The sequence below is a fragment of the Rhizobium sp. BK377 genome, assembly GCF_014193935.1.
GTDB lineage: Bacteria > Pseudomonadota > Alphaproteobacteria > Rhizobiales > Rhizobiaceae > Rhizobium.
This window is the reverse complement of record NZ_JACIAC010000001.1, coordinates 1,087,907-1,101,991: the sequence shown is the minus strand read 5'-3', so window position 1 is coordinate 1,101,991 and position 14,085 is coordinate 1,087,907. Positions and strand designations below refer to the sequence as shown.

Annotated in this window: 10 protein-coding genes and 1 pseudogene; 6 read left to right on the top strand and 5 right to left on the bottom strand. The window is 60.4% G+C overall.

What is annotated here, in order from left to right; all coding sequences use genetic code 11:
- The first annotated feature begins 148 nt into the window (after positions 1-148).
- From FHT92_RS05450 to FHT92_RS05430, 5 genes are all read left to right on the top strand, one after another.
- Positions 149-1,162, top strand: a complete 1,014-nt coding sequence (locus tag FHT92_RS05450) for a carbohydrate ABC transporter permease (RefSeq protein ID WP_183823062.1) — start codon at positions 149-151, stop codon at positions 1,160-1,162.
- 1 nt (position 1,163) lies between these two features.
- Positions 1,164-2,327, top strand: coding sequence for a carbohydrate ABC transporter permease (locus FHT92_RS05445; RefSeq protein WP_183823060.1), 1,164 nt, complete (start codon positions 1,164-1,166; stop codon positions 2,325-2,327).
- Between the two features lie 35 nt (positions 2,328-2,362).
- A complete protein-coding gene (locus FHT92_RS05440) occupies positions 2,363-4,015 on the top strand; it encodes an alpha-glucosidase (RefSeq protein WP_183823058.1) in 1,653 nt (550 codons plus the stop codon).
- Between the two features lie 21 nt (positions 4,016-4,036).
- Positions 4,037-5,128 carry an ABC transporter ATP-binding protein gene (locus tag FHT92_RS05435; protein ID WP_183749000.1) on the top strand — a complete coding sequence of 364 codons (1,092 nt, stop codon included), beginning with the start codon at positions 4,037-4,039 and terminating at the stop codon, positions 5,126-5,128.
- A gap of 114 nt (positions 5,129-5,242) precedes the next feature.
- Positions 5,243-5,656, top strand: a complete 414-nt coding sequence (locus FHT92_RS05430) for a hypothetical protein (protein ID WP_183728680.1) — start codon at positions 5,243-5,245, stop codon at positions 5,654-5,656.
- Between the two features lie 74 nt (positions 5,657-5,730).
- On the opposite strand, the gene edd is transcribed toward FHT92_RS05430, so the two are convergent.
- The 5 genes from edd to FHT92_RS05405 all read right to left on the bottom strand — a co-directional run bounded on the left by edd (position 5,731) and on the right by FHT92_RS05405 (position 12,695).
- Positions 5,731-7,557: a phosphogluconate dehydratase gene (gene edd / locus FHT92_RS05425; protein WP_183749001.1), complete on the bottom strand. Its 1,827-nt coding sequence runs from the start codon at positions 7,555-7,557 to the stop codon at positions 5,731-5,733.
- Between the two features lie 68 nt (positions 7,558-7,625).
- Complete coding sequence (gene pgl, locus FHT92_RS05420) at positions 7,626-8,324, bottom strand: 6-phosphogluconolactonase (protein WP_183823056.1); 699 nt, start codon at positions 8,322-8,324, stop codon at positions 7,626-7,628.
- Between the two features lie 18 nt (positions 8,325-8,342).
- Positions 8,343-9,818: a glucose-6-phosphate dehydrogenase gene (gene zwf / locus FHT92_RS05415; RefSeq protein ID WP_183749003.1), complete on the bottom strand. Its 1,476-nt coding sequence runs from the start codon at positions 9,816-9,818 to the stop codon at positions 8,343-8,345.
- A 135-nt stretch (positions 9,819-9,953) separates the two neighbouring features.
- Positions 9,954-11,249 (bottom strand): NAD(P)/FAD-dependent oxidoreductase, encoded by a 1,296-nt coding sequence (locus FHT92_RS05410; RefSeq protein WP_183823054.1) that lies wholly within the window; start codon positions 11,247-11,249, stop codon positions 9,954-9,956.
- A gap of 9 nt (positions 11,250-11,258) precedes the next feature.
- Positions 11,259-12,695, bottom strand: a complete 1,437-nt coding sequence (locus FHT92_RS05405; protein ID WP_183823053.1) for a glutamine synthetase family protein — start codon at positions 12,693-12,695, stop codon at positions 11,259-11,261.
- 89 nt (positions 12,696-12,784) lie between these two features.
- Between FHT92_RS05405 and FHT92_RS05400 the strand changes: the two are divergent.
- Positions 12,785-14,006: pseudogene (locus FHT92_RS05400) on the top strand (NAD(P)/FAD-dependent oxidoreductase).
- The last annotated feature ends 79 nt before the right edge of the window (positions 14,007-14,085 follow it).

Here is a 14,085-nt window from a genome sequence, read left to right as displayed (position 1 = left end):
GGTAACCGGCGGCATCACCGGAATGAGCGGCCGGGCTCCAGAGGGGGAGCCCGGTTGTGCCGGATCCTGTGGTCAAACACATCAGCTCTATTGACGATATCCGGCTTTAACCCTTCAGAATAAGACAGGGAAGCAGGGGAGGGACGAAATGCTGTCGCAGATAGTGTCCGCTTTGGGCGTCGTGGTCGTCGCCGTTTTCGCGTGCTCGGCCTATTTCTTTTTTTCGAACAAGATCCTCGATCTCGCCTTGCCGGTGCGGGACGGCGATATCCGTCAGGCCTCGCGCAATCTGAACCGGCGCGCAATGATCCGCCCCTGGCTGTTCCTCTTCCCGGCGCTCTTCCTGCTGATCGTCTATCTCGTCTATCCTGTCGTCGCGACCTTCATCCTGTCCTTTTACGACCGGTCGGGCAATGAGTTCGTGGGCGCGACCAATTACTTGTGGGCCTTGAACGATCGCGAATTCCGCCAGTCGATCTTCAACAACATTCTATGGCTTGCAGTCGTGCCAGCTGCCTGCACCTTCTTCGGCCTCGTCATCGCCGTCATGACCGACCGCATCTGGTGGGGCAATATCGCCAAGAGCATCGTCTTCATGCCGATGGCGATCTCCTTCGTCGGTGCTTCCGTCATCTGGAAGTTCATCTATGAGTATCGCGGCGGCAACGATGTGCAGATCGGCCTCCTGAACGCCATCGTGCAGACTTTCGGCGGCACGCCGCAGGTCTGGATCTCTGTTCCCTTCTGGAACAACTTCTTCTTGATGGTGATCCTGATCTGGATCCAGACCGGTTTTGCCATGGTCATTCTCTCGGCAGCACTGCGCGGCATCCCGGAAGAGACGATCGAGGCCGCTGTCATCGATGGCGCCAATGGCTGGCAGATCTTCTGGCGCATCATGGTGCCGCAGATCTGGGGCACGATCGCCGTCGTCTGGACCACGATCACCATTCTTGTCCTAAAGGTCTTCGATATTGTGCTCACCATGACCAACGGCCAGTGGCAGACCATGGTGCTGGCGAACCTGATGTTCAACTGGCTGTTCCGCGGCGGCGGCGATTCCGGCCGAAGCGCCGTCATCGCCATCATCATCATGCTCGCCGTCACGCCGATCATGGTGTGGAACGTGCGCCGCGCCAACGCTGAGCTGAGGGGGCGCTGAGATGACGACCGCTGCACGTTACTTCAAGATTGGCCCCGCCCGTCTTTTCGTCCACTTCTGTGTTCTCGTCATCGTCATCGTCTGGCTGGTGCCCACACTCGGCATCTTCGTCAGTGCGCTCCGCGACAGGGACCAGATCACTGTTTCCGGCTGGTGGACCGCCTTTGCCGGCTCCACGCAGACGGTGGCCGCGCGCCTCGGCACCCCCGATCAGGCAAAGCAGGAAGGCGATATCTACGTCATCACGGGCAATGTGCTGGCCGATCAGCCTGGTCGCTCGGTCAAGGCCTTCGGCGTACGTGTGCAGCAGCCTTCGGCTTTCGAGGCCGGTCAGACCGCCGACCTCGGCGAGGGCGAAAGCTTGCTCATCAACAGCGACGGCAGCTACCGCTACATGAAGAATGTCGCCTTTTCGCCCGATGAACGTCCGCGCCGCATCTATGTCGCGGCATCGGCTCCGCCGGAATTCACGCTCGCGAACTATAAGACCGTTCTGACGAGCGAGGGCATCGGCCAGTCCTTCATCAACTCTCTGACCGTGACCATTCCGGCGACCATCATTCCGATCCTGATCGCCGCTTTCGCCGCCTATGCACTGAGCTGGATGGAGTTTCCGGGCCGCGCACTGCTGATTGCACTCGTCGTCGGCCTCATTGTTGTGCCGCTGCAGATGTCGCTCATCCCGCTCCTGCGCCTCTATAACGAGATCGGCACCGCGATCGGCCAGCCGTCGAAGACCTATCCCGGCATCTGGCTGGCGCACACCGCCTTCGGCATGCCGCTCGCCATCTATCTCCTGCGGGCCTATATTGCCGGCCTGCCGAAGGAGATCATCGAATCCGCCCGCGTCGATGGCGCGAGCGACTTCGAGATCTTCACCCGCATCGTTTTGCCTCTGTCCTTCCCCGCGCTCGCATCCTTCGCGATCTTCCAGTTCCTGTGGGTGTGGAACGACCTGCTCGTTGCCATGGTCTTCCTCGGCACCGACAAGGACCACCTCGTGCTGACCGGGGCGCTGAACGCGCTGCTCGGTTCGCGTGGTGGCAATTGGGAAATCCTGACGGCGTCCGCTTTCGTCACCATCATCATACCGCTGCTCGTCTTCTTCGGGCTGCAGCGTTATCTGGTGCGCGGCCTGCTGGCGGGGTCGGTCAAGGGAGGCTGATCCATCCCAAGACGTAATTTCAAACAGGATATCCCATGAGTCTGGCTTCCCAACCCCTTCAGACTGCCGACAAGGACTGGTGGCGCGGCGCGGTGATCTATCAGATCTATCCGCGCTCCTACCAGGATTCGAACGGCGACGGCATCGGCGACCTGAAAGGCATCACCGCCCGCCTGCCGCATGTGGCAAGCCTCGGGGCTGACGCGATCTGGATTTCGCCCTTCTTCACCTCGCCGATGCGCGATTTCGGTTACGACGTCTCGGACTACGAAAACGTCGACGCCATCTTCGGAACGCTGATCGATTTCGACACCCTGATTGCCGAGGCCCACCGCCTCGGCATCAAGGTGATGATCGATCTCGTCATCTCGCACTCGTCCGACCAGCATCCCTGGTTTGTCGAAAGCCGCACGAGCAAGACCAATGCCAAGGCCGACTGGTATGTCTGGGCCGATGCAAAGCCGGATGGTACGCCGCCCAACAACTGGCTGTCGATCTTCGGTGGCTCTGCATGGGCGTGGGATCCGACACGCATGCAATATTACATGCACAACTTCCTGACCTCGCAGCCGGATATGAACCTGCATAACCCGGAAGTTCAGGACCGCCTGCTGGATGTCGTCCGTTTCTGGTTGAAGCGCGGTGTCGACGGCTTCCGCCTCGACACGATCAACTTCTATTTCTACGACAAGCTGTTGCGCGATAACCCGGCACTTGCCCCGGAACGTCGCAACGCGTCGACCGCTCCGGCGGTGAACCCCTATAATTTCCAGGAGCACCTTTACGACAAGAACCGCCCTGAAAATCTCGAATTCCTGAAGCGCTTCCGCGCGGTACTGGAAGAGTTTCCTGCCATTGCCGCCGTCGGCGAAGTCGGCGACAGCCAGCGTGGTCTCGAAATCGTTGGTGAATATACGTCCGGCAATGACAAGATGCACATGTGCTACGCCTTCGAATTCCTGGCGCCCGATCCGCTGACGCCCGAGCGCGTCGAGGAAGTCATGAAGGATTTTGGCGCCGCGGCTCCCGATGGCTGGGCCTGCTGGGCCTTTTCCAATCATGACGTCATGCGCCATGTCAGCCGCTGGGGTTCGCTGGTCGCCGACCACGATGCATTTGCCAAGCTCTATGCCTCGCTGCTGATGACCCTGCGCGGTTCCGTCTGCCTCTATCAGGGTGAGGAACTGGCGCTGACCGAAGCCGATCTTGCCTACCAGGACCTGCAGGATCCGTACGGCATCCAGTTCTGGCCGGAGTTCAAGGGGCGTGACGGTTGCCGCACGCCGATGGTCTGGGACAGCCAGGTTGCCCAGGGCGGTTTCTCGACCGTGAAACCCTGGCTGCCGGTCCCGGTCGAGCACATCCTGCGCGCCGTCAGCGTGCAGCAGGGCGACGAGAATTCCGTGCTCGAGCACTACCGCCGCTTCATCGCCTTCCGCAAGCAGCATCCGGCCTTCGCCAAAGGCGAGATCGAGTTCGAGGATCCGCAGGGCGATGCGCTGATCTTCACGCGCGAACACGGCAATGAGACGCTGCTCTGCATCTTCAACATGGGACCGGCAGAAACCAGTGTCACCCTGCCGGCAGGCGAGTGGCAGGCTTTGGCGGGGCACGGCTTTAACAGCAACAATTACGGCGACAGGATCGATATTCCGGCCTGGGGGGCGTATTTCGCCCGCCTCGCTTAAGGATCAGGAGGGGAGAGGAAAATGACTGGACTGACGCTTAAGGATATCCGCAAATCCTATGGCTCCGTGGATGTGCTCCACGGCATCGACCTGGAGATCAACCAGGGCGAATTCATCGTTTTCGTCGGCCCCTCCGGCTGTGGCAAGTCCACTTTACTCCGCATGATCGCCGGCCTGGAAAACATCACCGGCGGGGAGATGTATATCGACGGCATGCTCGTCAACGACGTGCCGCCCTCCAAGCGCGGCATCGCCATGGTGTTCCAGTCCTACGCGCTCTACCCGCATATGACGGTTTTCGACAATATGGCCTTCGGCATGAAGATCGCCGGCGAAAGCAAGCAGGAGATCGACCGCCGCGTGCGGGCTGCGGCCGAAAGCCTGCAGCTTACAAAATATCTCGACCGCCTGCCGAAGGCGCTCTCGGGCGGCCAGCGCCAGCGCGTGGCGATCGGCCGCGCCATCTGCCGCAACCCGAAAGTCTTCCTCTTTGACGAGCCGCTTTCCAACCTCGATGCCGCGTTGCGCGTCGCAACCCGGATCGAGATCGCCCGCCTGAACGAACAGATGGCCGATACGACGATGATCTATGTCACGCACGACCAGGTCGAGGCGATGACGCTGGCGGACCGCATCGTCGTTCTGTCGGCCGGCAATATCGAGCAGGTCGGAGCGCCGTTGGAGCTTTACGAGCGCCCCGCAAACCTCTTCGTCGCCAAGTTCATTGGCTCTCCGGCTATGAACGTCATCCCCGCAACGATCACCGATGCCGGCGAAAACACGACGGTGACGCTGACGGGCGGCAAATCGGTGACGCTCGATGTCGCCACTGCGGCATCGGAGAAGGGCAAGCAGGCAAGCTTCGGCGTTCGCCCCGAAGATCTGCGTATCGCAGGCCCCAACGAGGATTACCTGTTCGAAGGTGAAGTCTCGATCGTCGAGGCGCTCGGCGAAGTGACGCTTCTCTATATCGAAGGCCTGGTCCAGGGGGAGCCGATCATCGTCAAACTGCCCGGAATCTACGACGTGAAGCGCGGCCAGAAGATGCATTTTGTTGCCGACCGGCAGAAACTGCATCTCTTCGATGCGGCAGGTCACACCTATAGAAGATGACCATCCATTTTTGGTGGAATCCTTCTTCTTGAGGCTGTGGAGGGGGAGGATTCTCACTTTCTGTTAAACATGCAGTGCTAGCCTTTTCTCATCAAGACTGAGGGGACTAAGGCTATGGCCGCATCGAATCCGACACCTCCTAAATCGCACTTCCTGGCGAAGGAAGAATCTTTCATGTACGACCGCGAATCGCGGTTCAAGATGGAAGACACGATGAACGCCGCGCGCATTGAATATACGGAAAAGGGCGTCATGCATGCCGCCTCGCGCCGCTGCGATATCGTCCGTATCTCCATGAGCAGTGCGATCCTCGCGATCCTCACGCAGTACACGCTGCCGAAGCAGTTCTACTTGGATATTCCGGACGCCCGCATCACCAAGGTGGGCTGCCTGCTGATGAAGACCTTCCCAAACAACACGATCGAGGTTCGCTTCCTGCGCCTGCTGACGCAGAAGGAGCTGAACAAGATCTTCGTCTACAGCACGCACCCGGCTCACAAGGATTACGTCCTCGATATCCGCGCGTAACAGTCTCGCGTCTCGCTGGATATGAAAACCCGCGGTTTCGGCCGCGGGTTTTTCTTTGCATCGATGAGGAGATGTCAGTGGGCGTGGAAAAGCACGCTGGCACCCTGGTCGGAAGGCCCGACCGCGTGACGGAACGGCGCGAAAAGCTCGCGGCCCATGCCGAATTCATTGTCTGAAAGATCGATTGTCGCAGGCTCGCGCTCGGCCATGTCGGCGGCATCGACGAGAACTTCGAGCGTACCCCTGATTGCGTCGAGACGAATGATATCGCCGTCCTTGATGCGGGCGATCGGGCCGCCGTCGACGGCTTCGGGCGTGACATGGATTGCCGCCGGAACCTTGCCGGAAGCACCGGACATGCGGCCGTCGGTCAGCAACGCCACGCGGAAACCGCGGTCCTGCAGCACACCGAGCGGTGGGGTTAGCTTATGCAATTCCGGCATGCCGTTGGCCTTCGGTCCCTGGAAGCGCACGACGGCGACGAAATCGCGGTTGAGCTTGCCTTCCCTGAAGGCGTCCTGCAGCTCCTGCTGGCTATGGAACACGATGGCCGGCGCCTCGATGATATGGCGCTCCGCCTTGACGGCGGAGATCTTGATGACCGCCTTGCCGAGATTGCCGCGCAGCATCTTCAAGCCGCCATTCGCCTGGAAGGGCGTCTCGATGCTGGCGAGTACCTTCGGATCGTGGCTCTTTTCCGGCGAGGGCTGGCGCACGACCGCGCCGTTTTCGCCGAGCTGAGCATCGACAGTATAGGCTTCGAGACCCTGGCCGAAGACCGTGCGCACGTCGTCATGCACCAGGCCTTGCTTCAACAGTTCCTTGATGAGGAAGCCCATGCCGCCGGCTGCCTGGAAATGGTTCACGTCGGCAAGCCCGTTCGGATAGACACGGGCAAGCAGCGGCACCAGTTCCGAAAGCTCGGCAATATCCTGCCAGGTCAGCACGATGCCGCCGGCGCGCGCCATGGCGACGAGATGCATCGTGTGGTTCGTCGAACCACCCGTCGCATGCAGTCCGACGACGCCATTGACGATCGAGCGTTCGTCGATCATCTCGCCGGCCGGCGTGAACTCGTTGCCGAGAGCGGTAATGGCAAGCGCCCGCTTGGCGGCTTCGCGCGTCAGCGCCTCGCGCAGCGGTGTGCCGGGATTGATGAAGGAGGAGCCCGGCATATGGAAGCCCATGATCTCCATCAGCATCTGGTTGGAGTTGGCCGTGCCGTAGAAGGTGCAGGTGCCGGGGCCGTGATAGGACTTGGATTCGGCTTCCAGCAATTCCGCACGTCCGACCTTGCCCTCGGCGAAGAGCTGGCGCACGCGCGACTTCTCGTCGTTCGGCAGACCCGACGTCATCGGTCCGGCCGGGATGAATATCGCCGGCAGATGGCCGAAAGAAAGAGCGGCAATGACGAGACCGGGCACGATCTTGTCGCAGACGCCGAGGAAGAGCGCCGCATCGAACATGTTGTGCGACAGGCCGACACCGGCCGCCATGGCAATCAGGTCGCGTGAGAAGAGCGAAAGCTCCATGCCCGGCTGGCCCTGGGTGACACCGTCGCACATGGCGGGCACGCCGCCGGCAACCTGGGCAATACCACCCGCCTGCGCTGCCGCCTCGCGAATGATCGCCGGATAGGTCTCGAACGGCTGATGGGCCGAGAGCATGTCATTATAGGCGGTGATGATGCCGAGATTGGGTACGCGGTCTCCCGCCAGCGCGTCCTTCTCGGCGGGGGAACAGATGGCAAAGCCGTGGGCGAGGTTGGCGCAGCCGAGAACCGAGCGGTTGACGCCTTGAGAGGCGGCAGCGCGCAGGCGCTCCAGATAGCGCTCGCGGGTCGGCTTCGAGCGTTCGACAATGCGATTCGTAATCGCAGCAATGCGTGCGTGAGCGGACATGGAAAATCCCTGCCTTGTTCTGGTTCGTCTCTGTCTGTTCGCCGGCTCCGGCGGCCTCTCAGGCCGTGTCAGGGAGCCCAGTAGATCTCGACCGGGGAAGTGGCCCGGCGCAGAATGGCACGGATCGGCATATCCGCCTCTTCACCGTTACCTTCTGCCTTGGCGAGAACGTCTTTTTTGCCTTCGCCCTCAATGTGGAGAATGAGCAGTTTGGCATCTTCAAGGGCGGAGAAGGTGAAGGTCAAGCGTGGCTCGCCGGCCCCTTCCGCGTCCATGGTGATGATGCCGCGCGGCGTCTGCGGATCAAGCGCGACGCTCAGATTGTTGCCGCCCGGAAAGAACGAGGCCGTATGGCCATCGCCACCCATGCCGAGAATGACGACATCGAAGGGGATGCCGATCTCGGCACTCTTTGTAGTCGCAAGCTTTGCGGCCTCCTCGACGGAGTCTGCCGGCTGGTAAAGCGGCACGAAACGCGCCGCCTTTGCCTTGTTCTGGAGAAGATTGGCATCGACCAGCAGATGGTTGGAGCGCGGATTGTCGGCGGGAACGAAACGTTCATCGACAAGCGTGATCGTCACCTTGGCCCAGTCGATATCACGCATCGAAAGTGCCTGGAAGAAGGCTTTCGGCGTGGAACCGCCGGAAACGGCAATGCTCGCCTCTCCGCGGGCTGCGATGGCTGCCGAAAGAGCGCCGGATACTTTGTCTGCAAGGTTGGCGGCGAGTTCGGCGGCGTTTGCGAAGGAATGCAGTGTCGATGCCATATCTTCGGACCCTTGGACTTAGATGTCGTCGTGCCAGGTGCGGCCGTCACGTTCGATCAGCGCGATGGCCTGGCTTGGACCCCAGGTGCCGGCCGTGTAGCCCTGCACCTGCTGGCCGGTGGATTCCCAACCCTTGAGGATCGGATCGACCCACTGCCATGCGGCTTCAACTTCGTCGCGGCGCATGAACAGCGTCTGATTGGAGCGGATGACGTCCATCAGCAGGCGCTCGTAGGCGTCAGGATTGCGGACGTTGAAGGCCTGGGCGAAGCTCATGTCGAGCGAAACGTTGCGCAGGCGCATGCCGCCCGGACCCGGATCCTTGATCATCAGCGACTGCTTGACGCCCTCATCCGGCTGCAGGCGGATGATCAGCTGGTTCTGGCTGATGCGGCCGGCGGCCTGGTCGAAGATCGCGTGCGGGATCGGTTTGAAGGTGATGACGATTTCCGACATGCGGCCAGCCAGACGCTTGCCGGTTCTGATATAGAAGGGAACGCCTGCCCAGCGCCAGTTGTTGATCTCGGCCTTGATGGCAACGAAGGTTTCCGTGTTGGAAACGCCGCCTTCGAGCTCTTCGAGATAGCCTTTGACCGGGCCGCTGCCGGAAGCGCCGGCGCGGTACTGGCCGCGGACGGTGGCCTGCTCGACGTTGGAGGCATTGATCGGCTTCAGCGCGCGCAGAACCTTGAGTTTTTCGTCGCGAACGGCCTCCGAATCCATGGAGGAGGGTACTTCCATAGCGGTGAGGCAGAGGAGCTGCAGGATGTGGTTCTGCACCATGTCGCGCAGCGCGCCGGCGGTGTCATAGTAACCGGCGCGGCCTTCGAGGCCGACGGCTTCGGCAACCGTGATCTGCACGTGATCGATATAGTTGGCGTTCCACAGCGGCTCATAGAGCGCGTTGGCAAAGCGCAGCGCCATCAGGTTCTGCACCGTCTCCTTGCCGAGATAGTGGTCGATGCGGAAGATCTGCTCTTCCTTGAAGGCGCGGCCGATACTGTCGTTGAGCTGCAGGGCCGAGGCGAGGTCACGGCCGATCGGCTTTTCGACAACGATCCGGGTCGACTTGGTGATCAGCTTGTGGTCGTGGATCTTCTGCGAGATGTCGCCGAAGATGCCCGGAGCGACGGCGAGATAGAAGGCGCGAACGCGATCTTTGCCCTCGTCGAGCAGCTTCTTCAGTTGATCCCAGCCGCTGTCCGTGCGGGCATCGACGGAAACATAGAAGAGACGAGAGCAAAACTTTTCGACTTCCGCCTCGTCATATTCGCCCTTCTTCAGGTGTTCCTTGAGCGCGTCCTTCGCGAATTTGCGGTATTCCTCATGCGAAAGCGGGCTGCGCGAAGCGCCGATGACACGGGTCGGCTCCGAGAACTGGCCCTCGATCTGGCGATGATACAGTGCGGGCAGAAGCTTGCGCTCGGCAAGGTCGCCGCTGCCGCCAAAGACGACGTAATCAAAAGGCTCAACGGGAATGATCTGGCTGCTCATGAGCTTGTCTCTCAATCATGCTTGGTTGGTGGCCGTTTTAATCTAATCGATTTAAAAAAGCCAGTGTGCGGTGCAATGAATCTGTCGGTCATCGGTTTTAAAGCGAATTTCCCGGAGAGGAAATCCGCAATCGAACTAAAACTTGTCGCGGAGAGCGAACCACGACAAGGCAAGGAAAAGCAGCGGTGCCCGCATGCGCGCGCCACCCGGAAAGGCAGGAATATCGAGCGCCTTGAAGAGATCGAGATCGGCCGACTTTCCCAGCACCATCTCTGCGTAAAGCTTGCCACAGTAATTTGACAGCATGACGCCGTGCCCGGAATAACCGCCGATCGAAGTGACGGCGGACATGACCTCGCGCACGAACGGCTGGCGCGGCATTGTGATGCCGACCGAGCCGCCCCAGGCATGGGTGATCTCGATATCCTTGAGCGCGGGATAGATTTCGGCGATTTGCCGGCGGATATGCTGCGAGATGTCACGCGGATTGTCGGCCGTATAGGCCTCGCGCCCGCCGAAGAGCAACCGTCCGTCCTTCATTTTGCGGAAATAGCGCACGACGAAACGCGAATCCGCCACCGCTTCGCCGCCCGGTATCACATCAGGGAACCGGTCGAGCGGTACGGTCGCGCCAATGAAGGAGCGGATCGGCATCACATGGCTTGCGGTGATTGGCTCCAGATTGCCGATATGTCCATTGCAGGCAATCAGCGCCCGGTTGGCGGTGATTGTACCGCGTTCGGTCTCGACGATGACCTTGCCGCTGGCCCGACCGATCGACTTTGCCTTGGTCATTTCGAAGATATCGGCCCCGGCATTGGCCGCAGCCCGGCCAAGGCCGATCAGCAGCTTCAGCGGATGGATATGGCCGGTGCCGGTATCGCGAACGCCACAATAGAAACGCCTGGAGCCGAGCCGTTCCTGCGTCTCCTCGCGGTCCATGAAGCGAATGTGCGGATAGTCGTAGCGGAAGGCTGCGATCTCGGCATTCTCGTAATAGTACCGCTTATAGCTTTCCTTGTGCGCAACGTTGAGCTGGCCGGGCACATAATCCATATCTATCTGGTGCTCGGTCGCAAAATCCATGAGGTGCCGCTTGGCATCTTCGGCAAGATCGAAGAGCGCCTTGGAGCGTTCATAGCCGATCTTCTCTTCCATCTCTTCCGGCCACCAGCGCTGGCCGGTGCCGAGCTGGCCGCCATTGCGCCCCGAGGCGCCGTCGCCGAGCCTGAATGCCTCAATGAGCGTCACCGAGACACCGGCCCTGGCGAGATTATAGGCGGCCTGAAGGCCCGTATAGCCGCCGCCGATGATGGCGACGTCACACTGCCTGGAGCCGTCGAGTGCCGGATAATCCGGCCGCTCGCCGACTGTTGTCTGATACCAGGAAACTCCCGGCGCGATGGGGCTTTGCCATGTCTCTTTCGTCATGGCCGATCCTCAAACGTTCAGAAGGAGGAATTCCCGCTCCCAGGGACTGATCACCTGCATGAAGGTTTCGAACTCGCCCCGCTTCACGCCGGCATAAAGCCCGATGAATTCCTTGCCGAAGACTTCCTCGAAGGCCGGCTCGTCTTCGAGCAGTGCCACGGCTTCCAGAAGACCGCGCGGCAAGTCGATCGAGCCCTCATTGGCCGAATCCTCGGTCGGAGCGGTAGGCTCGATTTCCTTCATGATGCCGAGCAGACCGGATGCAAGCGAGGCGGCGAGCGCCAGATACGGATTGGCATCCGAACTCGGCAGGCGGTTTTCCACGCGCCGTGCCTGTGGATCGGAGACCGGCACGCGGAAGGCCGTCGTGCGGTTGTCGTAACCCCAGGCATTGTTGACGGGGCAGGACATATCCGGCTGCAGGCGGCGGTAGGAATTCACATAGGGCGCCAGCATGGCGAGCGCGCTCGGCACGTATTTCTGCATGCCGCCGATGAAATGGAAGAATTCCTTCGAGGCCGAACCGTCATTGTTCGAAAAGACGTTCTTGCCGGTCGCGATGTCGACGACCGACTGGTGGATATGCATCGCCGAACCCGGCTGGCCCTGCATCGGCTTTGCCATGAAGGTGGCGTAGATATCGTGCTTCAGCGCCGCCTCGCGGATCGTTCGCTTGAAGAGAAACACCTGGTCGGCAAGTTCGATCGGATTGCCGTGACGGAGGTTGATTTCGAGCTGCGCCGGTCCCTCCTCGTGGATCAGCGTATCGATCTCGAGGCCCTGCTTTTCCGAGAAGTGGTAGATGTCGTCGATCAGTTCATCGAACTCGTTGATGCCGGCGATCGAATAGCCTTGGCCGCCGAGAATAGAACGACCCGAACGTCCCTTGGGCGGATGCAGCGGATAATCAGGGTCGTCATTCGTGGCGACCAGGTAGAATTCGATTTCCGGCGCCACGATAGGCTTCCAGCCGCGCTCGGCATAGAGGCTGAGAATGCGCTTCAACACGTTGCGCGGCGTGTAGGGAACTTCCTGTCCGTCGGAATTGACGATGTCGCAGATGACCTGCGCGGTCGGGTCGGTTTCCCAGGGCACCACGGACAGGGTAGAAAGGTCGGGCACGAGCTTCAGGTCGCTGTCGCGCGGCTCGTAGCGGAAGCTTTCGGTCTCCTCGGGATATTCGCCTGATATCGTGTGGCGGTAAATCGCCGAAGGCAGTGCGAGCGATGTGTTGGAGGTGAACTTGGAGGACGGCATCATCTTACCGCGCGGCACTCCGGCAAGGTCCGGCGTGATGCATTCGATGTCTTCGATCCCGCGTGCCCTCAACCATTGCGCCGCTTCCTTCCAGTTGGCAACACCGCGAAGAGATCCAGGGTCAGGGGGGAGTTTCTTCGAGGCGGGTACGTTTCTGGCAGGCTTCAGCGTCGTCTTTTTTGGGGACATGACACACCGGTTCGTGTTGATCGTAGCGCCATCATAACCGGAGTTCGCCAATTGGCGAGGGGGTGGAAGGCGTTGACATCTGCGCTTTGATGGAAAAAGAAGACGCTATTTCAGCAAGGAAAATGGATTTTGCAGCGTCAGAGCGATGTGATCGTCATCGGGGCCGGGGCCGCGGGCATGATGTGCGCCATTCGCGCCGGTCAGCGCGGCCGCTCGGTCACCGTACTTGACCATTCGCACGCTCCAGGCGAAAAGATCCGCATTTCCGGCGGCGGCCGCTGCAATTTCACCAACGTCAATGCCGGCCCGAAGAACTTCCTCTCCGCCAATCCGCATTTCTGTAAGTCGGCGCTTGCCCGTTTCACGCCGGCTGATTTCATCGCCATGGTGGACCGGCATGGCATCGCCTGGCACGAAAAGACGCTCGGACAGCTTTTCTGCGACAGCAGCGCCAAGGACATCATCTTCATGCTGCTCGACGAGATGCGTGCCGCAGGTGCTGTCTGGCATCTCGGCGTCGAAATGACAGGGGTTGAAAAGACCGAAAGCGGCTTTCGTGTCTCGACCTCCGAAGGGTTCTTCGACGCCGCCTCGCTGGTCATCGCAACGGGCGGAAAATCCATTCCGAAGATGGGGGCGACCGGCTTTGCCTATCGTATTGCCGAGCAGTTCGGTCTCGCTCTGACTGAAACGCGCCCCGCCCTGGTACCCCTGACACTTGACCCCGTCCTGCTTGAAAGCATCGCGCCGCTCTCAGGTATTTCCGCGCCTGCCGAGATCCGTCACGGCAAGACTGCCTTTCGGGAAGCCCTGCTCTTCACCCACCGTGGCGTCAGCGGCCCGGCCATCCTGCAGATTTCTTCTTACTGGCGGGAAGGTGATGTCATCACCATCGATATCGAGCCAGATGTCGATATCGGCGCGCATCTGAAGAAGGCGAAACAGGTAAACGGGCGCCAGTCCGCACAGACGGCGCTTGCTGAAATCCTGCCGAAGCGCTTAGCGCAATATATCGTTGAGCGCGAAGCGGTCAGCGGTAACATGGCCGACCTCTCCGACAAGCTGCTGACCAAACTTGCGGATTCCGTACAGAACTGGTCCGTCAGGCCGTCCGGTTCGGAGGGGTATCGTACGGCGGAAGTCACGCTCGGCGGCATCGACACGGTGGCGCTCGATTCCCGCAGCATGCAGGCCAAGGCCGTTCCTGGTCTCTATTTCATCGGTGAATGTGTTGACGTGACCGGCTGGCTCGGCGGCTATAATTTCCAGTGGGCCTGGGCCTCCGGCTTTGCCGCCGGTGAGGCATTGTAAATGCGAATATTCGTAGACGTGAAACCTTTTCCTCGATTCAAGACTTCTTAAGATTGGCTGCGCCATCCTGTCCCAATGG